General features: G+C 60.9%; 16 protein-coding genes. 10 read left to right on the top strand and 6 right to left on the bottom strand.

Going from position 1 to position 19794, the window contains the following annotated elements; genetic code table 11:
• Nucleotides 1-731: 731 nt before the first annotated feature.
• The 3 genes from FAA97_RS04390 (at nt 732) to FAA97_RS04400 (ending at nt 5497) form a co-directional block, all read left to right on the top strand.
• A complete protein-coding gene (locus FAA97_RS04390) occupies nt 732-4514 on the top strand; it encodes a vitamin B12-dependent ribonucleotide reductase (protein ID WP_136597284.1) in 3783 nt (1260 codons plus the stop codon).
• Nucleotides 4515-4623: 109 nt separating this feature from the next.
• On the top strand, nt 4624-4833 hold the full coding sequence (locus FAA97_RS21420) for a helix-turn-helix domain-containing protein (RefSeq protein WP_484237558.1): 210 nt from the start codon (nt 4624-4626) through the stop codon (nt 4831-4833).
• A 1-nt stretch (nt 4834) separates the two neighbouring features.
• On the top strand, nt 4835-5497 hold the full coding sequence (locus FAA97_RS04400; protein WP_168800915.1) for an ImmA/IrrE family metallo-endopeptidase: 663 nt from the start codon (nt 4835-4837) through the stop codon (nt 5495-5497).
• Nucleotides 5498-6169: 672 nt separating this feature from the next.
• Here FAA97_RS04400 and FAA97_RS04405 read toward each other — a convergent pair.
• Nucleotides 6170-6454, bottom strand: coding sequence for a GIY-YIG nuclease family protein (locus FAA97_RS04405; protein WP_136597287.1), 285 nt, complete (start codon nt 6452-6454; stop codon nt 6170-6172).
• A 1316-nt stretch (nt 6455-7770) separates the two neighbouring features.
• Between FAA97_RS04405 and FAA97_RS04410 the strand changes: the two genes are divergently transcribed.
• A complete protein-coding gene (locus tag FAA97_RS04410) occupies nt 7771-8082 on the top strand; it encodes a DUF1883 domain-containing protein (protein WP_136597288.1) in 312 nt (103 codons plus the stop codon).
• A 28-nt stretch (nt 8083-8110) separates the two neighbouring features.
• On the opposite strand, the gene FAA97_RS04415 is transcribed toward FAA97_RS04410, so the two are convergent.
• From FAA97_RS04415 to FAA97_RS04425, 3 genes are all read right to left on the bottom strand, one after another.
• Nucleotides 8111-9424 (bottom strand): replication-associated recombination protein A, encoded by a 1314-nt coding sequence (locus FAA97_RS04415; protein ID WP_136597289.1) that lies wholly within the window; start codon nt 9422-9424, stop codon nt 8111-8113.
• A complete protein-coding gene (locus FAA97_RS04420; protein WP_136597290.1) occupies nt 9421-10830 on the bottom strand; it encodes a DegQ family serine endoprotease in 1410 nt (469 codons plus the stop codon). Before FAA97_RS04420 ends, FAA97_RS04415 begins: the two co-directional genes overlap by 4 nt.
• Before the next feature lie 107 nt (nt 10831-10937).
• Nucleotides 10938-12008, bottom strand: coding sequence for a serine hydrolase domain-containing protein (locus tag FAA97_RS04425; protein ID WP_136597710.1), 1071 nt, complete (start codon nt 12006-12008; stop codon nt 10938-10940).
• A gap of 142 nt (nt 12009-12150) precedes the next feature.
• On the opposite strand from FAA97_RS04425, the gene FAA97_RS04430 reads away from it, so the two are divergent.
• The 3 genes from FAA97_RS04430 to FAA97_RS04440 all read left to right on the top strand — a co-directional run bounded on the left by FAA97_RS04430 (nt 12151) and on the right by FAA97_RS04440 (nt 14808).
• Nucleotides 12151-12537 (top strand): lysozyme inhibitor LprI family protein, encoded by a 387-nt coding sequence (locus FAA97_RS04430; protein ID WP_136597291.1) that lies wholly within the window; start codon nt 12151-12153, stop codon nt 12535-12537.
• Between the two features lie 226 nt (nt 12538-12763).
• Complete coding sequence (locus FAA97_RS04435; protein ID WP_136597292.1) at nt 12764-13954, top strand: hypothetical protein; 1191 nt, start codon at nt 12764-12766, stop codon at nt 13952-13954.
• Nucleotides 13955-14022: 68 nt separating this feature from the next.
• Nucleotides 14023-14808, top strand: coding sequence for a carbon-nitrogen hydrolase family protein (locus FAA97_RS04440; protein WP_136597293.1), 786 nt, complete (start codon nt 14023-14025; stop codon nt 14806-14808).
• Between the two features lie 7 nt (nt 14809-14815).
• On the opposite strand, the gene FAA97_RS04445 is transcribed toward FAA97_RS04440, so the two are convergent.
• Together FAA97_RS04445 and ilvD are read right to left on the bottom strand one after the other, a co-directional pair.
• A complete protein-coding gene (locus FAA97_RS04445) occupies nt 14816-15244 on the bottom strand; it encodes a VOC family protein (protein ID WP_136597294.1) in 429 nt (142 codons plus the stop codon).
• A gap of 132 nt (nt 15245-15376) precedes the next feature.
• On the bottom strand, nt 15377-17212 hold the full coding sequence (gene ilvD, locus FAA97_RS04450) for a dihydroxy-acid dehydratase (protein WP_136597295.1): 1836 nt from the start codon (nt 17210-17212) through the stop codon (nt 15377-15379).
• A gap of 265 nt (nt 17213-17477) precedes the next feature.
• Between ilvD and FAA97_RS04455 the strand changes: the two genes are divergently transcribed.
• The 3 genes from FAA97_RS04455 (at nt 17478) to msrQ (ending at nt 19783) form a co-directional block, all read left to right on the top strand.
• The gene (locus tag FAA97_RS04455) at nt 17478-18059 is read left to right on the top strand and encodes a thermonuclease family protein (RefSeq protein ID WP_206109950.1); all 582 of its coding nucleotides are present in this window, start codon (nt 17478-17480) and stop codon (nt 18057-18059) included.
• A 138-nt stretch (nt 18060-18197) separates the two neighbouring features.
• Complete coding sequence (gene msrP / locus FAA97_RS04460) at nt 18198-19148, top strand: protein-methionine-sulfoxide reductase catalytic subunit MsrP (protein WP_136597297.1); 951 nt, start codon at nt 18198-18200, stop codon at nt 19146-19148.
• The gene (msrQ, locus tag FAA97_RS04465) at nt 19148-19783 is read left to right on the top strand and encodes a protein-methionine-sulfoxide reductase heme-binding subunit MsrQ (protein WP_136597298.1); all 636 of its coding nucleotides are present in this window, start codon (nt 19148-19150) and stop codon (nt 19781-19783) included. The genes msrP and msrQ overlap by 1 nt, the downstream gene beginning before the upstream one ends.
• The last annotated feature ends 11 nt before the right edge of the window (nt 19784-19794 follow it).

Below are 19794 nucleotides of genomic sequence, written 5' to 3' on the forward strand. Positions count from 1 at the left end.
TGATCAGCAGTCATGAAGGGCGCAGGCACGCCCATGAACGGTGACGCCTTTTCGGTCTCGCATCACGCAAGCCTGCCAGTGGCGTCAAAAAACGCGAACCGGTCGAATTCATACCCAATTTTATCGATCTGATTTACCCATCATCGCTAGCGCCCGAAAAACGCCGTCTTTCCGCCATTTTTCGTGCCATTTCCGCACGTTCATGCCGGCTGCATCAAGACATTCCAATATTCGAAGAGGACATGGCTTGACGGAACAAGTTCGAGAAAATTCAGTGATTCCCGGGACTTCGCGAGTTATCCCCTGTTTCCACACACCAAGACACAAGATCTAGCGTTAATCCTTCCAACCGAAACCACCCCTTGACGGAATCAGGGTGCAAGTTGTTAATGGACCCTGTTGCGGCGGCGACTGGACCGGGCATGAACGAGGCCCGGCTTCATCAAACATTGTGGCACGGTTTCAAGATGTGGAATGGCGTTCTGACGACGTCACCCACAACAGGATTTTGTTGCGATTTTTGGCCGTGTGACGAGGTTGGCGGGCTGGTCTCACTCTGTTGTTGATACTATATTTAGTGCTTGCAGCCACAATCGCCCCAATATACAGGGTTAACATCTCCGGATGAATCACCTGACGGACGACCAGTTAACGGCTGCACGTAGACCCGTGCCGCCGAGCGGAACTTTGCGTGCCCAAATGCGGCGCGCCAGATCGAGGGAAATAGGCAAATGCGCATTGAACGTCGCTTTACCAAACCGGGACAGTCCGCCTATGCGGAAATCGAGTTCCGCAAGGCCATCAGCGAGATCAAGAACCCCGACGGCTCAATCGTATTTCGTCTTGCCGACATCGACGTCCCTGCCCAGTTCAGCCAGGTGGCGGCCGACATTCTCGCCCAGAAGTATTTCCGCAAGGCCGGCGTGCCCAAGGTCCTGAAGAAGGTTGAGGAAAACGACGTTCCTTCCTTCCTCTGGCGCTCGGTTGCCGATGAGAAGGCGATGGCCTCGCTTCCTGAAAACGAACGCTACGGCTCGGAAACCGATGCCCGCCAGGTCTTCGATCGCCTGGCCGGCACCTGGACCTACTGGGGCTGGAAGGGCAAGTATTTCACCTCTGAAGAAGACGCCGCCGCCTTCAAGGACGAGCTTGCCTACATGCTCGCCACCCAGCGCGTCGCTCCGAATAGCCCACAGTGGTTCAACACCGGCCTGCACTGGGCCTATGGCATTGATGGCCCCGGCCAGGGTCATTTCTATGTCGACCCCTTCACCGGCAAGCTGGTCAAGTCCAAGTCGTCTTACGAGCATCCGCAGCCGCATGCCTGCTTCATCCAGTCCGTCGAAGACGACCTGGTCAACGAAGGCGGCATCATGGACCTGTGGGTCCGCGAGGCACGCCTGTTCAAGTATGGCTCCGGCACCGGCTCCAACTTCTCCTATCTGCGCGGCGAAGGCGAAAAGCTGTCGGGCGGCGGTCGCTCGTCGGGCCTCATGTCGTTCCTGAAGATCGGCGACCGCGCTGCGGGCGCCATCAAGTCGGGCGGCACCACCCGTCGCGCTGCGAAGATGGTCGTTGTTGACATCGACCATCCGGATATCGAAGCCTATATCGACTGGAAGGTGAAGGAAGAGCAGAAGGTTGCCGCTCTCGTTACCGGCTCGAAGATCGTCGCCAAGCACCTGAAGGCGATCATGAAGGCCTGTGTCAATTGCGAGGCTGACAACGGCGCCTGCTTCGACCCGAACGAGAACCCTGCCCTCAAGCGCGAAATTAAGGCCGCGAAGAAGGACCAGGTTCCGGAAAACTACATCAAGCGCGTCATCCAGTTCGCCCAGCAGGGCTACAAGGATCTCGACTTCAAGACCTATGACACCGACTGGGATTCGGAAGCGTATCTGACGGTTTCGGGCCAGAACTCCAACAACTCCGTCTCGCTGAAGGACGACTTCCTGCGCGCTGTCGAGAATGATGGCGACTGGAACCTCACCGCCCGCAAGGACGGCAAGGTGATGAAGACGCTGAAGGCCCGCGACCTCTGGGACAAGATCTCCTATGCCGCCTGGGCGTCCGCCGATCCGGGTCTGCACTTCAACACGACGATGAACGACTGGCACACCTCGCCGGCCGCCGGTCCTATCCGCGCGTCGAACCCGTGCTCGGAATACATGTTCCTCGACGACACGGCCTGCAACCTGGCTTCGCTGAACCTTCTGCGTTTCAAGGACGCATCGACCAAGAAGATCAACATCGCCGATTACGAACATGCCGTCCGCCTCTGGACCGTCGTTCTCGAAGTCTCCGTGATGATGGCGCAGTTCCCGTCGCGCCAGATCGCTGAGCGCTCCTATGAATACCGCACGCTCGGCCTCGGCTATGCAAACATTGGCGGCCTCTTGATGTCGTCCGGCATTCCCTACGATTCAGATGAAGGCCGCGCCATTGCCGGTGCGCTGACCGCCATCATGACCGGTGTTTCCTACGCGACATCGGCTGAAATGGCCTCGGAACTCGGCCCCTTCCCGGGCTTTGCGCCGAACCGTGACAACATGCTGCGCGTCATCCGCAACCATCGCCGCGCCGCCCAGGGTCTCGCCTTCGGTTACGAAGGTCTGTCGGTCAACCCGGTTCCGCTGATCCATGCGGACTGCACTGACCCTGCCCTGATCGACCATGCGACGGCTGCCTGGGACAAGGCGCTGGAGCTTGGCGAACAGCACGGCTACCGCAATGCCCAGGTCTCGGTCATCGCGCCGACCGGCACGATCGGTCTCGTCATGGACTGCGACACGACCGGCATCGAGCCCGATTTTGCGCTCGTCAAGTTCAAGAAGCTCGCCGGTGGCGGCTACTTCAAGATCATCAACGCTGCCGTTCCGGAGGCGCTGCGCACCCTCGGCTATTCGGAAAGCCAGATCGCCGAGATCGACGCCTATGCCGTTGGCCATGGCAACCTGAACCAGGCACCGGGCATCAACCCGTCCTCGCTCAAGGCCAAGGGCTTTACCGACGAGAAGATCGAAGCCGTCAACGGCGCCTTGAAGTCGGCCTTCGACATCAAGTTCGTCTTCAACCAGTGGACGCTCGGCGCCGACTTCCTCAAGGAGACGCTCAAGGTTTCCGACGAACAGCTCGCCGATATGAGCTTCAACCTGCTCGACCACATGGGCTTTTCGAAGAAGGACATCGAGGCTGCGAACATCCATGTCTGCGGTGCGATGACGCTGGAAGGCGCGCCCTTCCTCAAGGCCGAGCATCTGCCGGTCTTCGATTGCGCCAATCCGTGCGGCAAGATCGGCAAGCGGTATCTCTCGGTTGAGAGCCATATCCGCATGATGGCGGCAGCCCAGCCGTTCATCTCGGGCGCGATCTCCAAGACGATCAACATGCCGAACGAAGCGACCGTCGAAGATTGCGGTGCGGCCTACATGCTCTCCTGGAAGCTGGCGCTCAAGGCCAATGCGCTCTACCGCGACGGCTCGAAGCTTTCCCAGCCGCTCAACGCCTCGCTGATCGAGGACGAGGGTGACGAGGACGGCGTCGAGGAGCTTCTGCAGCAGCCGGCAGCAGCCCAGGCGGTTACCATCACCGAGCGCATCGTCGAGCGGATCGTCGAGCGCGTGGTGCGCGAGCAGGAAAAGCTGCCGACCCGCCGCAAGGGTTACACCCAGAAGGCCAAGATCGGCGGTCACACCATCTTCCTGCGCACCGGCGAATATGACGACGGCCGTCTTGGCGAAATCTTCCTTGACATGAACAAGGAAGGCTCTGCCCTTCGCGCCTTCATCAACAACTTCGCCATCTCCGTCTCGCTCGGCCTGCAGTATGGCGTGCCGCTCGAGGAATATGTCGACGCCTTCACCTTCACCAAGTTCGAGCCGGCCGGCATGGTCACCGGCAATGACGCGATCAAGAATGCGACGTCGATCCTCGACTACGTCTTCCGCGAGCTTGCGATCTCCTATCTCGGTCGCAACGATCTCGCCCATGTCGACACCTCCGACTTCTCCACGACCGCCCTTGGTCGCGGCGTCAAGGAAGGCAAGGCGGACGTGGTCTCCAAGGGGCTTACCCGCGGCTACAAGCCGGTGCTCGTCTCCGGCCATGGCCCGGCAGCCCTGACAGCTGAGCCGAAGGGTGCCGCAACCGCCGCCCCCGCCAAGGCATCCGCCACCGTCACCGCGTTTGCAGCCTCCGGCGCCACCGCCCGCAAGCTCGAAGTCGCCACCGCCGTCTCCACCCACGAAGTCGTGTCCTTCAAACGCGACTACGAGGAACGGGCCGTCGAATTCGCCGAGGAGATCGCCGAGGAAAGCGTCTTCACCGACGCTGCCGCCGACGAGGCCGCCAAGGCCAAGGCCGACGCCAAACAGCTCGAAGCCACCCGCCGCATGCGCTCCATCGCGCAAGGCTATACGGGCAACATGTGCTCGGAATGCCAGAACTTCACGATGGTGCGGAATGGGACTTGTGAGAAGTGCGACACGTGTGGGGCGACCAGCGGGTGCAGCTGAATGTAGATAGTTAAACAACCGAAAGGAGACATACGAAATGCAGATGCAAAGAGTGTACGAAGTCTCAGAGTTTGGCCAGTTGTGCAAACGCGGTAGGTCTCCTTTCGGTATGACACGGCCCGAGATGGCTAGAAAACTCGGAGTGTCACCGACATATGTTTCGGACGTGGAGAGCGGAAAGTTTTCCCCATCCGAAGGATATATCTGTGCAATCACTGGGCTACTCGGCTTATCAACCGCAGAGGTCAAAGCTGCGATTGAAGCAGACAAGATCACAAAAGACACTGAGGCAACAAGCCACCCCATCGCGAGGCTATAACATGCCTCGTGATATTTATATTGGGCGCGGTCTGTCCGCATCCACTCTAACGGCGCTCGCCAGTGCTACTCGCTCATTATGCGACATCGGCGACCGAGAAGATTTTGATATAATTCGCTTTCTAGAGGTGGAAATTAATAAAATCATCCCTGATTTCTACCTTTTCATTGAAGCAGACGCTGCAATGAATGGCAGTAAAGCTTTCGTCACTGAAGACTCAAACGGAATTGTTGTCGCAGAAACCGTTTACAACGACGCCTGCGGAGGACTGTACTACGCGCGAAAAATACTCGCTCATGAATTCGGCCATGTTCTCCTCCACCACAAACGAGGAAATGAAACGAAACATTTCTCATTGAATGGATACAAGAAACAAATCAAAGGGATGGAAGTCTACCATAGTGCAGAATGGCAAGCTGATACATTCGCGATTGTCCTTTTGATTAGCCCAAATCAGGTTTCATCTCGCACTAGACCAAGTGACCTTTGCATTCGATATAAGATGTCGCCAAAGCAAGCTGAATTTATCCTAAAAAGGCTAAATAACATTCGCTTAGGCGGTCCCGACTACGATCGGAGCGCCGCTAAGGCCGTACTGAGCGAGCTGATCGCCAAACGCTCCTCACAGCCAGCGACGGGAAATCAACTGAGCCTGTTTGCCTAACAGCACCACAGCGGAATAGACATGAGCCGTAGCGGCACGCTGTAACTTCGACGTTCATAGAAGACGGGGAGCGTGAGCGTCGCGCTTGCCGCTTGTGCCCCACCTCCCCCCTTGTGGGAGAGGTTGCAAAATCGAAGGCTTAGGCGCGCGCAAGCCGCCTAATCTTCAGATTTTGCTGGTGAGGGGATCGGTTCCGTTGCCACGACATAACGGACCCCCTCACTTGCGATTTCTGATGTTTTGCGCTGAGCGGCGAAGGTCTGGGGCTTGAGACTGGATCCTCGGGTCAAGCCCGAGGATGACGGAGGGTGGGAAGGCTGCGGGTATCCTCCTCTACCGTCTTCATCGCACGAGGCCTGAGGAGAATACCCTTACCCAGCCCAGAAGGTCGTCATCCTCGGGCTTGACCCGAGGATCCAAGCACAAGCACTTCAGCGGCAGCGACTGGCACAAGTGCCACCGGAACCCTACCATCAACTCGTAATGCCAAATCCGAACAGCCATCACGGAGCATTGGGGGGCTGCTGGGTATCCTTCCCTAACGTCTTCATCGCACAAGGCCTGCGGAGAACCCCCTCCTGCCCCCAAAAGTCGTCATCCTCGTCCTCGGGTTAAACCCGAGGATGACCCGAGGATCCAAACGCAAGGCCTTCGACGGCAGCGACCGGCCCCTCACATCAACTCGCAATACAAATCCCGCCAATCGGGATTGAACCCCTCGATCAACTCAATCTTCCACTGCCGGTACCAGCGCTTCAGCGACTTCTCCCGCTGGATCGCCGTGCCGATCCGATCATGATCCTCGTACCAGACCAGTTGCCGGCAGCCATACTTCGAGGCGAAACCCGGCGTCTGCCCCTCGCGATGTTCGTAAATGCGCTGCGACAGATCGGACGTCACGCCGATGTACAGCGTGCCGCGCTTGTGGTTGGTGACGATGTAGACAAATCCCGCCATGCGTGCAGTGTGCTTGGCTTTGGATCCTCGGGTCAAGCCCGAGGATGACGGCGATTGGGGCGCCGTCGGTATTCTCCTCAGGCCGCATGCCATCGAAATGGTAGAGGAGGATACAGACGGGCCCCTACACTCCGTCATCCTCGGGCTTGACCCGAGGATCCAAACGCAAGGCCTCCGAGGTCAACCGGCAACGCCAACGTGCCGCACCCAAAAACCGGGGACGCCCCGCTCAATTCCCCCAACGAAATCAACACCCCACCTTTTCAATCATCCCCGTATTCCGCAACTGCCCCATACTCGTCGCTGTCCCGCCCTCGGATACACCTGACGATGCGATGTCAGGCGAGGCGGGATCGGTGCCGGGGCGATGTGCTGTCGCAGGCAGAAAACCCCGGCCTGCTTGCAACGGTCTCCCTCCTGACGAAGGGCTGGACGAGGGTGATGGGGTCGGATGTCTCCAAAACCTGGATACCCTGATCGGAAGGGCGTGCCTCAGAGGCACACAGACAAGGCGCCCGCGCTGTCGCGAACACTCCAGACGGCGGGGCGAAACAAACGGCGGGGATGGTGGCTGAAGCCAGCAATGGTGAAAGCCCCCATCCCCCGGGCGAGGGTCCCGGTCGGAATGGTGCACCATCCGGCGGGAACCTCCCGGGCCACCGGCCAGGCTGACAGCGTCATCGCAAGATGATGCCAAGCCGGACCCGCGCCCGGTCAATCTTTGGGACAACCCAAAGACCGTCGCCGCCTTGCCAGAGAGACGCATGCAAGCGGGACAAAACGCCGAACGGGGCGCCGGAAGGAGCCACATAAAACTACTTAGACAGGCTGCTTCTGGCGCCCCGTCCGAGACAAGTTTCAGGCACACCCGGAGGGAGAGATCCCGACCGGCGGCGAAGCCTGGGTTTTTTGACAGTTCAGTTCCAGGGATGAGAGGGCGGGCCGCAAGTGCGGAGCCCTTCTCCCCCTTGGTGGGGGAGAAAGCGATTTCGATGAATTAGGCGAGCGTAAGCCGCCTAAACATCAGAAATCGCCAGTGAGGGGGTCCGTTCAGTTGGCACCAGCATCACCGATCCCCTCACCAACAAAATCGGAGGCTTAGCTCTGATCGCCCTCAAGCCCTCGGTTTCGTAACCTCTCCCACAAGGGGGAGAGGAACAACCGCCGCGCCCCGCGCCCAAGCCTTGCCGTCCGGTGAACGCTGCGTGCCAAAAATACCCGGTTGGCCGGGCGTCGGGCGCGTTTCCGCCACACGCTTCCTTAACCGGCCTACCCTAAAATACTCAGTGAAAAATCACACTGGAGACCCAGGCAGAATGTCCAAACCGACCTTCCGCTTCACCCATTACGACCTGAAAGAGCAGCGGGCGGGCACCATCATCGAGGTGAGCCTCTCTGCGGTCAACAATGTCCGGCTGATGACGCCGACGAATTTCCAGCGCTTCAAGGAGACGCTGGATTACAAGTTTTTAGGCGGCGTGGCGAAGAAATCGCCGCTCAAGATCGTCATTCCCGAGAGCGGCCACTGGCATCTGATCGTCGACATGGAGGGCCATCACGGATTGGCCGAATCCAAGGTGAAGATGATCGCGGCTCCGGCCACGCAGCCGCGCCAGAAGGCCTCCTGAGCCGCAGTCGAACCCGCGCGACGAAATGTCAGCCCTCGCCGCGCTCGCGCCGGAGCTTCGTCCACCAGTCGAGCCGTTTCTTGATCTCCCGCTCGAACCCGCGTTCCGGCGGATCGTAAAACTGCTGACGCCCCACCTTTTCGGGAAAATAGTTCTGGCCTGAAAAGGCATCCGGCTCATCGTGATCGTAACGATAGCCCTCGTTATAACCTTCCGCCTTCATCAGCTTGGTCGGGGCGTTGAGGATATGCTTCGGCGGCAAAAGCGAGCCATGCTCCTTGGCGGCCCGCATCGCCGCCTTGTAGGCGACATAGACGCCGTTGGATTTCGGTGCGGTGGCGAGATAGACGCAAGCCTCGGCCAGCGCCAGTTCCCCCTCAGGCGAGCCGAGATAATCATAGGCGTCCTTGGCGGCATTGCAGATCACCAGCGCCTGCGGATCGGCAAGCCCGATATCCTCGACCGCCATGCGCACCAGCCGCCGGCCGAGATAGAGCGGATCCTCGCCGGCATCGAACATGCGGCAGAGATAATAGAGGGCAGCATCCGGATCGGAGCCGCGCACGGCCTTGTGCAGCGCGGAGATCAGATTGTAGTGGCCGTCCTGCCCCTTGTCGTAGACAGGCGCGCGGCGCTGAACGATGCGGCCCAGGCCCTCGGTGTCGAACACCTCCCCTGCCCTTGCTGCCCGCCAGATCTCTTCGGCCAGCGTCAGCGAGGCGCGGCCGTCGCCATCGGCCATGCGGATCAGGGTTGCCCGCGCATCTGCGTCGAGCGGCAGCGGCTTCCCTTCCGCGTCCTCGGCGCGTTTGAGCAGCGTTTCGATACTTTCGGCATCATGGCTCTTGAAGGTCAGCACCCGGGCGCGGGAGAGAAGCGCGGCATTGAGTTCGAAGCTCGGATTTTCCGTCGTGGCACCAACAAGAATGACGGTGCCATCCTCCATGACCGGCAGAAAACTGTCCTGCTGGGCGCGGTTGAAGCGGTGGATCTCGTCGACAAAAAGCAGCGTCTGGCGGCCGTCCATGCGGCGGAGCCGAGCGGCCTCGAAGACCTTTTTCAGATCGGCGACGCCAGAGAAGATCGCCGAGATCTGCTCGAAGGCCAGTCCCGCCTCGCCCGACAGAAGCCGGGCGACGGTGGTCTTGCCTGTGCCGGGCGGGCCCCAGAAGATCATCGAGCCGAGGGAGCCTGCGGCAATCATCCGGGCCAGCACGCCATCCTCGCCGGTCAAGTGCTCCTGACCGGTGACCTCGGCAAGATTTTTCGGCCGCAGGCGGTCGGCGAGCGGGCGGCGCTCGGCAACCTCCTTCGGAACCTGCGGCGCGAACAGATCGCTCATCGGAAGATCTGCCGGATGCGCTGTCCGTCGCGCTCGACCTCGACGCGCCAGAAGCCCGGATCGCTTTCGGCAAGCGTCACCAGATCGTCGACGGCCTTGATATCGACGCCGTTGACGGAAACGACGATATCCTTCGGCGCAAAGCCGAGGCGGGCAGACGGCGAGCCGCGCACCACCTCGGAGACGACGACGCCGGTCGCTTCGGTCGGCATGCGCAGTTCATAGGCCAGGCGCGGCGAGAGGTTGGCGACGCGCATGCCGGCAAAGGGGCTGCGCCCCTCGATCAGCTGAACATCCCGCGGCGTCGTTTCCGGGGCGACCGCAAGCGCCAGTTCCAGCGTCTGCTCCGTGCCGTTTTCCGCAACGGTCAGCTGGGCCGTGTTGCCAAGACCGGTGGTGGTCAGACGGTAACCGAGCGCATCGGGGTGCTCGACCGGAATGCCATTGACGGCGGTCACCACCTGCCCTGCCTTCAACCCGGCTTTCGCCGCCGGGCCGTCTTCGGCAATGCGCACAACGAGCGCCCCGCGCACGGTTTTGAGACCAAGCGCCTCGGCAACGTCGGAGGTCACAGGCTCGAAGCTTGCACCGATATAGGGCCGCTCGAAAGTCGCTTCCCCCCGATCGGCAGCATCGAGGAAGACGCGCACGAGATTGGCGGGGATGGCAAAGCCGACGCCGTTCGAGCCGCCGCCCTTGGAGAAGATCGCCGTGTTGATGCCGATCAGCTGGCCCTTCATGTCGACGAGCGCGCCGCCGGAATTGCCGGGGTTGATGGCGGCATCGGTCTGGATGAAGAAGCCGAAATCACCTTCCGTCACCTGATTGCGGGCGAGCGCCGAGACAATGCCCGAGGTCACCGTCTGGCCGACGCCGAAGGGATTGCCGATGGCAAGGACGAGATCGCCGACTTCCGTCGCATCCGAATTGGCAAGCGGCAGCGTCGGCATCTTTTCGTTCGTCTCGAATTTCAACACTGCGAGATCGAGCCGGTCGTCTTTCAGCAGAACCTTGACCGGGAATTCACGACCATCGGCCAGCGCCACCTTGATGTCGTCGGCGCCATCGATGACGTGGTTGTTGGTGACGACCACGCCGTCTGCCTCGACGATCACGCCGGAGCCGAGCGAGGACTGCTTTTCGGTGCGGTTCGGCATGCGCTGGCCGAAGAAACGCTCGAAGAAGGGATCACCGGCAAAGGGATTGACGCGGCGCTGGACAACGCGCTCGGCATAGACATTGACGACCGCGCCCCGCGCTTGGCGGACCAGCGGCGCAAAGGACAGCTGCATCTCGACCTGGCTTTGCGGGACGGTCTTGTCCTGCGCCAGGGCGGACATGGACTCAAGTGGCACCAGCAGGGTGGCGGCAGCGAAAAGCGGCAGGATTAGGCGGCGAAATGGCATGCAATTCCCTCTCGGACTATCGGCAATGGTTTGGACCCGGTCCCTGCGTCGGCAAATAGGCAGAACCAAGGAGAACCGACAGGACATGGGAATAAACGAGCCGCTCCTCAAGTACCAGCGACCAAGACAATTTCGGCCATCAGGCGATGCAGATCGTCGCGGTAGCCCGTGCGGGCCGAGGGCGCACTGGCATTCGACGTCATGGTGACGGTGAGACCGAGCGAGGGCGCGATATAAAGCATCTGGCCGCCATAGCCCCAGGCATATTTGACGGCCGCGCCACCGAGGTCTTTCAGGAACCAGCCATAGCCGTATCCATCCCCGTTGAAGACGGAATTGGTGCGGCGAACCCAGCTTTCGCGAATCCAGTTTTCCGAAATCAGCCGCGTGCCGTCCGCGGTCACGCCGCCGCGACGGTAAAGTTCGCCAAAGGCATGCAGCGAACCCGGCGTCATGGCCATCTGGTTGCCGCCGAGATAATAGCCCTGCGGGTCGCGGTCCCATGAACCGATGCGGAAGCCGTCAAGCGGGCCGAGCCATTCCCGTGCCAGGTTCAAGGTCGGCTTGCCTCCGACCTTGGTGAGGATGACCGACAGGAGATGCGTCGATGCGGTCGAGTAGAGCATCCCACCGCCAGGTTCATCAACGAAATCGGCGGCAAGGGCAAAGCGCACCCAGTTTCGGCTCGACACCCATCGCCCGTAATTGCCCCCGGACATACGATCAAGGCCCGCCTGCATCGACAGAAGATGACCGATGGTAACCTTGGACAGGCGCGGATCGGGATTGCTCGGAAACTCGGAGCGCAACACGGTCTCGATGCGCTGGTCGACGCCTGTCAGCAACCCCTTGTCGATGGCGATCCCCGTGAGGGCCGAGAGGATCGATTTCGAGGCTGATTTGATGTTGGTCGAGCCGGTCAGCGAGTGATCGCCATAGGCACGTTCGGCAACGGTCTTGCCGGCTTGAGACACGATAACGGTTTCCAGCGTGTCGAGCGCTCTCGCCTCTTCAAGCAGTCGCGCCACCTGCAGGCGGGCGGCATCGGAGAGGACCGGGATATCGGCGTTTGCCGCTACCGGCGCGGCGGCACCGGCCTCCTGCGCAAAGACCAGCGATGGGGCGAAGGGCAATCCGGCCATGGCGCCGGCGGCTCTGAGGAAGCTGCGTCGTTTCATGGCGCAGGAGATAGGGATCTGAGCGGGGATGAAAAGCCGCTCTTGAAGCTTTTCACCCGAACGTGACATCGCGCGATGATCAAGACCGGCGGAACGATCGCGGGGGATCGACCGTTGCATCAGGCAAATCACGAGGTGACCCATGTTCGAACGACTGCGACACGCCCTTTCTGCGCCCGCCAATGCGCTCACCCTTTCCGCGCTTATCGGGCTTACCCTGCTGCCGACGCCTGCCGGTGCTGCAAGCTTCGACTGCTCGAAAGCGGATCTGGCCGCCGATGAGAAGGCGATCTGCGAAACACCGGCGCTCAATGATATGGATGTGCGCATGGTAACCACATTTGAGCTTTTGCGCGAACTTCTGCCCATGGGCAGTCGCACGGCAATGGAAGAAAGGCAGATCAGCTGGCTTGCCGAGCGCAAGGCCTGCGAGGGGAATACGGACTGTATTTCGACCGCCTATGCAGGCCGTATACAGGAATTGAAAAAGGCCGTGGGCGACGTGCAACGGGAGCAGGAATTGCCCTGATCATCGAGCAGAATCAGCCCTTCGACTTAGGCATTTCGGCATTTCTTATTTTACCTAAATGTCTTCGCCCTTATTAGAGATGAGACTGATACGGTATTTCCGTCACGGATAAACTTGGCTTATGTCACAGACCCGACATGAAGCTGGCGACCTCGAGCCCTGACACCGAAGAAAAGACATAGTGAGGCGGAATTCGGACCTATCACAGTCTGACTACGGGGGCCCGATGACCAGTCTCGCCAAGAGCCAGCAACCGCCGACACGGTGGTTACTTGCCGATATACTCATGAGCTATCGCTTCTGGTCTTTGCTGATCAGTACGGTTCTGGTGCATGCGGGTTTCCAATCCTTTGCGGTCACCCTGCCGACGCTTGTGATGATGCAGCAAGGCGATGTCTCGCTTGTCGGCGTCCATTATGCGGCAAGCTATCTCGGGATATTGCCAGGCGCCGCATTTGCGATGGTGACAGCCGGACGGCTTGCCGGTCGCGGCGCTCTGGTGCTCGTGGGCCTGAGCCTTGTTGCGGCCATTTGCCGTGTCGCGCTGCCGCCGACCGTTCCTGCCATCGTCACGCTCGTCCCGCTTGCCATTGCGCAATCTGCCGCGCAGACGGGGCTTCTCATCCAGTTCGCCGTGCTTGTTCATGACGGGAAAAGTCCGATCAGGGATTTCGCGGCCGCCTTCTCGCTCATCGTCGCCAGCATCATCGCGGCGCGCCTTGCGCCGACTGTGGTCAGCCTCGGCATCCAATGGGTCCCGACACCGGATTTTCCGGCCTGGGTCCTTGTCGCCTGCCTGTCGCTTGCCTTCCTCCTGCTTCTGACCGGCGGACGCCTCATTTTCGGCACCGTCCCGTATCGCCGACCAAGGCAGATGATGCCGCGCCGCCGCTCTGTGCTTTTGGTGTTCTTTTCGCTCCTCCTGCCCGCGACAGTCCTTGTCGCATCGCTTGGCCGGCTCATCGTGCTGCCGTTTCGTGACAATCCGGTTGAGGCCCTTGCCGCCGCCGCCATCCTCTCCTTCCTGCTCGGGCTTTTTGCGCTGGCCCACTGGCTCTACCGCGTCCACGGCGAGCTTGCCGGCATGCAGCCGGCCCGTCGGCTGATCCATCCGCTGGCGGCTGCCATCATCGGCACCTGCGTTCCGCTTGGCCTGCCGATCCTGATGATGATGCTTGCCGACCTGCTCAGCGACCGCGCGAAGGAGCGCGGCGACAGGCGTCGGGTCAGCGCCGGTTGGGCGGTCTTCTGGGCCATGCTCCTCCCCCCGATTGCCGCTGCCCGGATCCAGGCGGGAATCAACCGCGCCCATGCTTTCCACGAAAGAGAAGATGCCCTTTCAGCAGGGCTTGCGGCGGCCATCGCCGCGACCAGCAACGACATTTTGGGTGTCAGGCCTCACCTCAAGCAAAGGTGACGATGCTTGCCTCACGGATTTCGCGGCGTTACCAAACTCACGTTACGAGAGCCTTGGGAGGGCGTTGCATGATGGGAGACAGTATAAGGGTCGCACTCGCGCAGGTTATGCCGGATGCCGACATAGCAGCACTCGCGGCGCAGTCAGCGGCAGGCGGCGCGGACGTGCTGGTCTTTCCAGAAATGTTTTCAAACGGCTATTCCCGCTACGAAGACGGGGACCACGGTAAGGCCGCCTGGATCGCTGCAGCAGAACCGCTTGACGGGGCCTTTGTCGAGCGTTTCCGCGAAGCCGCGATCAAACACGGCATTGCGATCGTTGCGACCCTATTGGAAACGGGTACAGAAAAGCCCTTCAACGCCGCCATTCTCATTGATCGCAAGGGCGATATCGTTCTCCATCAACGCAAGCGGCATATCTGCTTCTTCGACAATCCGGAGGATGCCTGTGCGGCGGGAGACAGATCCGAGGTGGCCATTCTGGAGACCGCCGCAGGATCGGTTGCTATCGGGTTGATGATCTGCATGGACAGAGAGTTTCCCCAGGTTGCAACCGACCTTATGCGTGCTGGCGCCGAGGTGATCCTCGTGCCAAACAGCTGCAGGCTTGTTTGCGATCCCGAGGTCGAAGACGTGAGGCTGGCTGGCACCCGCGCAACGGCCTATCAGACCGTGACCTGCCTTGCCGTTGCCAATTACCCGTCACCTAAAGACGACGGACATTCCTGCGCGGTGGATGAACTGGGCCGCGTGGTTGCGACCGCTTCCGAGGAGCCATGCCTTTTGATCGCGGACTTCGATCTGACACGGCTGCGGCACAGCCAGAAACAGGAATGGTTTCGGCGCAAGCGGTAAGCGCTGCCTAACCGCGACCGTCAGGATATTCGGCCGGTCCCTTGATCTCGATCGTGTTGCCAAAGGGATCGCGGACATAGAAGGAATGGCCCATGCCGCGAGCACCGCCGTGCAGGGCTTCCCTTTCGATGGCGACGCCGTGGCGGGCAAGATGGGCCCGGAGGGCGTCGTGTTCGAAGGGGCCGGTCGCGATGCAGATGTGATCGACATTGCGGCCGCCGGAGACCGGAGGCCTTGCCTTGTTCCCACCGGGATGGGTGACGTCCCACAAGACCAGAAGCGCCGCGCCACACCAGACCTGCTCCATGCCGAGGGCCGGATAGCTGTAACCCGGACGGCAGCCCAGGACCTCGTGATAGAAGCGCAGGGCTTTCGGCATATCATCGACGAGGAAAACCACGTGATCGATACCGACAAGGCTGAAGGGGACGGTCATCGCAGCTCCTGAAGGTGGGAAGTTCCAGCACGGCGGGCGGATCAGGGGATTGATTGGCAATCCTCAAAACTCTGCAGTCGAGAACCTTGCGGAGAAGCAGGAGGCGGCAAGCCGCCTCCTGTCATTGTGTGCTTATTCCGGCAGCTGACGCACGGCGCCCTTATCGGCTGACGATGCGAAGGCGGCATAGGCCTTCAGCGCCGTGGTAACGTTACGCTTGCGCTTTTCGGCAGGCTGCCAGCCCAGCTTATCCTGCTCAGCGCGGCGGCGTTCCAGTTCGGCGGGATCGACGACGAGATTGATCGTGCGGTTCGGAATGTCGATGTCGATCAGGTCGCCTTCGCGCACCAGGCCGATCGCGCCGCCCTGGGCGGCTTCCGGCGAGGCGTGGCCGATGGAGAGGCCGGAGGTGCCGCCGGAGAAGCGGCCGTCGGTGACCAGCGCGCAGGCCTTGCCGAGGCCCTTCGACTTCAGGTAGCTCGTCGGATAGAGCATTTCCTGCATGCCCGGACCACCCTTCGGGCCTTCATAGCGGATAACGACGACGTCACCGGCGACGATATGGTTCGACAGGATCGCCTTGACGGCGGCGTCCTGGCTTTCGAAGACGCGGGCCGGACCCTTGAACTTCAGAATCGACTCGTCGACGCCGGCCGTCTTAACGATGCAGCCGTCGAGCGCGATATTGCCCTTCAAGACGGCAAGACCGCCATCCTTGGAGAAGGGATGTTCGACGGAGCGGATGACGCCGGTTTCGCCGTCGGTGTCGAGTTCGTCCCAGCGCGAGGCCTGCGAGAAGGCCTGGGTGGTGCGAACGCCACCGGGGGCTGCCTTGAAGAAATCGCGGACCGTTTCGGAATTGGTGCGGGTGATGTCCCAGCGGTCGATGGCGTGGCCGATGGTTTCGGCATGCACCGTCGGGCAATCACGGTTGATCAGGCCGCCACGGTCGAGCTCGCCGAGGATGCGCATGATGCCGCCGGCGCGGTGGACATCTTCCATATGCACGTCCTGCTTGGCGGGCGCGACCTTGGAGAGGCACGGCACCTTGCGCGACAGGCGGTCGATATCGTCCATGGTGAAATCGATCCCGCCTTCGTGGGCGGCGGCGAGGATGTGCAGAACCGTGTTGGTCGAGCCGCCCATGGCGATATCGAGCGCCATGGCATTCTCGAAGGCAGCCTTCGAGGCAACATTGCGCGGCAGGACGCTCTCGTCGTCCTGCTCGTAGTAACGGCGGGTGATGTCGACGATCAGGTGGCCGGCCTCGACGAAGAGGCGCTTGCGATCCGCATGGGTTGCGAGCGTCGAGCCGTTGCCGGGCAGCGAAAGGCCAAGCGCTTCCGTCAGGCAGTTCATCGAGTTGGCGGTGAACATGCCCGAGCACGAGCCACAGGTCGGACAGGCATTCTTTTCGATTTCGTCGACATCGGCATCGGAGATCTTGTCGTCGGCGGCAGCGACCATGGCGTCGACGAGGTCAAGCGCCACCTTGCGGCCCTGCAGCAACGCCTTGCCGGCTTCCATCGGGCCGCCGGAGACGAAGACGGCGGGGATGTTGAGGCGCATGGCAGCCGAGAGCATGCCGGGCGTGATCTTGTCGCAGTTCGAGATGCAGACCATGGCGTCGGCGCAGTGGGCGTTGACCATGTATTCGACCGAGTCGGAGATGATCTCGCGCGACGGCAGCGAATAGAGCATGCCGTCATGGCCCATGGCGATGCCGTCATCGACGGCGATCGTGTTGAACTCCTTCGCCACGCCGCCTGCTGCTTCGATTTCGCGGGCGACGAGCTGGCCGAGATCCTTCAGGTGGACATGGCCGGGCACGAACTGGGTGAAGGAGTTGACCACCGCGATGATCGGCTTGCCGAAATCGCCATCCTTCATGCCGGTGGCGCGCCACAGGCCGCGAGCGCCGGCCATGTTGCGGCCATGGGTGGTGGTTCTGGAACGATAGGCTGGCATGGGTGTCACCTCGGGTCGTTTTGCTATCGGCCTTTCCGCCAGGAAGCGGCGAAAACTTCGATCATTTTCCATCAGATTTAAGGCATGGGGCCGGCGCTGTCACTATCGGCACCCCGCCAAACGGTACGCCCCGTCCTCCTGCAACTTGCCCTGCCCTCGCCTCGTCCTTGCCCTGACCCTGACTCAGAATCAGTAGAAATCTGGGGGCGGTTAACTGCCGCTCAAACCCGGTGTGGTTTGGTCACGGCGCAAGACAGGAATGATAATGATAGATAGTGCACACGCCCTCGGGCAACCCGGAAAACCGCGTGAAAGCATGCACCTAGCCTCCGGCAAAACGGCGTCAGTGCTGCAGTCTGCCCGCCGCCGCACAATGCTAAGCTCGGTTCAGCGGATGTTTGCCTTCGCTTTGCTTGCCCTGATGACAACCGGCACGACAAGCCATGCGGCCAGCCAAAACGCAAAAGGTCTTGCCATAAGCGGCACGTTCACAATTTGCGGAGCCAAGAAGCGGATCAACTGCATCGTGGATGGCGACACCTTCTGGTATCGGGGCGAGAAATACCGGATCTCCGACATCAACACGCCCGAAGTCAGCCAACCGGCTTGCGAAGAGGAACGCCGGCTCGGCAAGTCTGCGCAGAGCGCGCTTTTGAAGGAGTTCAATGCAGGCGGCGTGCGGCTTATCAAGGCCGAAAAGCGGGACGTCGATCGCTACGACCGCAAGCTGCGCGTTGCCATGCGCGGGGACCAGTCAATCGGTCAGATTTTGGTGCGACGCGGGCTTGCGCACAAATGGGAAGGCCGCAAACTCGACTGGTGCGGATCACGGCCTGTCGAAGGATAAGCCAGTTTCTTACAGATCCTTGAGCGCGGGGACTACACGATATTGTTCCCGACCTGCTTCTTTTCTGTAGGATGAAACTCTGTTTTCCTCTGCGCCGTCTCCTATTTGACAGTGCAACAGGAGCTTCAAGAGGTCGCCATGTCTTACTATCGCCCCCCCAAGATTGCTTCGAGCGAGATCACGCCCAAATCGCTTTACCTGCGCCGTCGCGAACTGATCGCAGGGGCCGGGGGTGCAATCGCCTTGACGGCGCTTGGGCGTCCGGCTTTGGCTGCCCCCTTGAAGGCCGTGCCGAGCCAATACACCGTCGATGACAAGCCGACCTTGAAGGAAGCGGTGACAACCTACAACAACTTCTACGAGTTCGGGACGGGCAAAGAAGATCCTTCCCGCAATGCCGGCTCGCTCAAGACACGGCCCTGGACGATCGAAGTCGGCGGCCTCGTGGCCAAGCCGCAGGTCATCGATATCGAAACGATCATGTCCGAGTTTACCATGGGAGAACGCACCTACCGGATGCGGTGCGTGGAGGCCTGGTCGATGGTCATTCCGTGGATCGGCTTTCCCCTCTCAGCCCTGCTTGACAAGGTGGAGCCGCTCGGTTCTGCCAAATACGTCGCGTTTGAGACCCTTGTTCGCCCGGAGGAAATGCAGGGCCAGGCCGGCATTTTCCAGGCGCTGGAATGGCCGTATGTCGAGGGATTGCGGCTCGACGAAGCCCGCAATCCGCTGGCGATCCTGGCGACGGGTCTCTATGGCGAGATGCTGCCAAACCAGAATGGCGCGCCGATCAGGCTGGTCGTGCCGTGGAAATACGGTTTCAAGGGCATCAAGTCGATCGTGAAGATCACGCTCACCGAGCAGGAGCCGCCATCGACCTGGAACAGGCTGCAGCCGTCGGAATATGGCTTCTATGCCAACGTCAATCCTGCGGTTGACCATCCGCGCTGGAGCCAGGCGACCGAACGGCGGATCGGCGAAGCGGAGGGGCTTTTTGGCGGCGCAAGGCTGGATACGCTGCCGTTCAACGGCTATGCCGACGAGGTCGCAGGCCTCTATGCCGGCATGGATCTGACGAAATTCTACTGATGGCCTCCCTTACTCTCCCCGCCCGCTTGCGTCCGGCGTCGATCTGGGCGCTCTATGCCGTCGGCCTGCTTCCAGGCATCTATGCATTCTATCTGGGCATATTCGGCGGGCTGGGCGCCGATCCGGTGCGTGCCTTCGAGCATCTTCTGGGGCTCTGGGCGCTGCGCTTCCTCTGTCTTGGCCTTGCCATCACACCGCTGCGCGACCTTTCAGGCATCAACCTCATCCGCTATCGCCAGGCGCTTGGGCTGCTCGCCTTCTACTATGTTCTCGCGCATTTTACCGTCTATCTCACGCTCGACCGGGGCATGATCCTGTCCTCCATCCTCGGAGACATCGCGAAGCGCCCCTATATCATGTTCGGCATGGCGGGCCTTGTGATGCTCATCCCGCTTGCGCTGACATCCAATAGCTGGTCGATCCGCCGGCTGGGGCAGCGCTGGTCACGCCTGCACATGCTGGTCTACCCGATCCTGATTGTCGCCGTGCTGCACTACGCCCTGTCACTCAAGGTTGTGACGGCAGAGCCAGCCTTTTATATCGCGGTCAGCACCCTTCTCCTCGGCTATCGCCTGGTCCGGCCGGCGCTGCAGAAGCGGCGGCGTGCGCAATTGCGACCAGCGCGTTCCACCTGACAGATTTCGCC

The organism is Peteryoungia ipomoeae, assembly GCF_004912165.1.
Lineage (GTDB): Bacteria > Pseudomonadota > Alphaproteobacteria > Rhizobiales > Rhizobiaceae > Allorhizobium > Allorhizobium ipomoeae.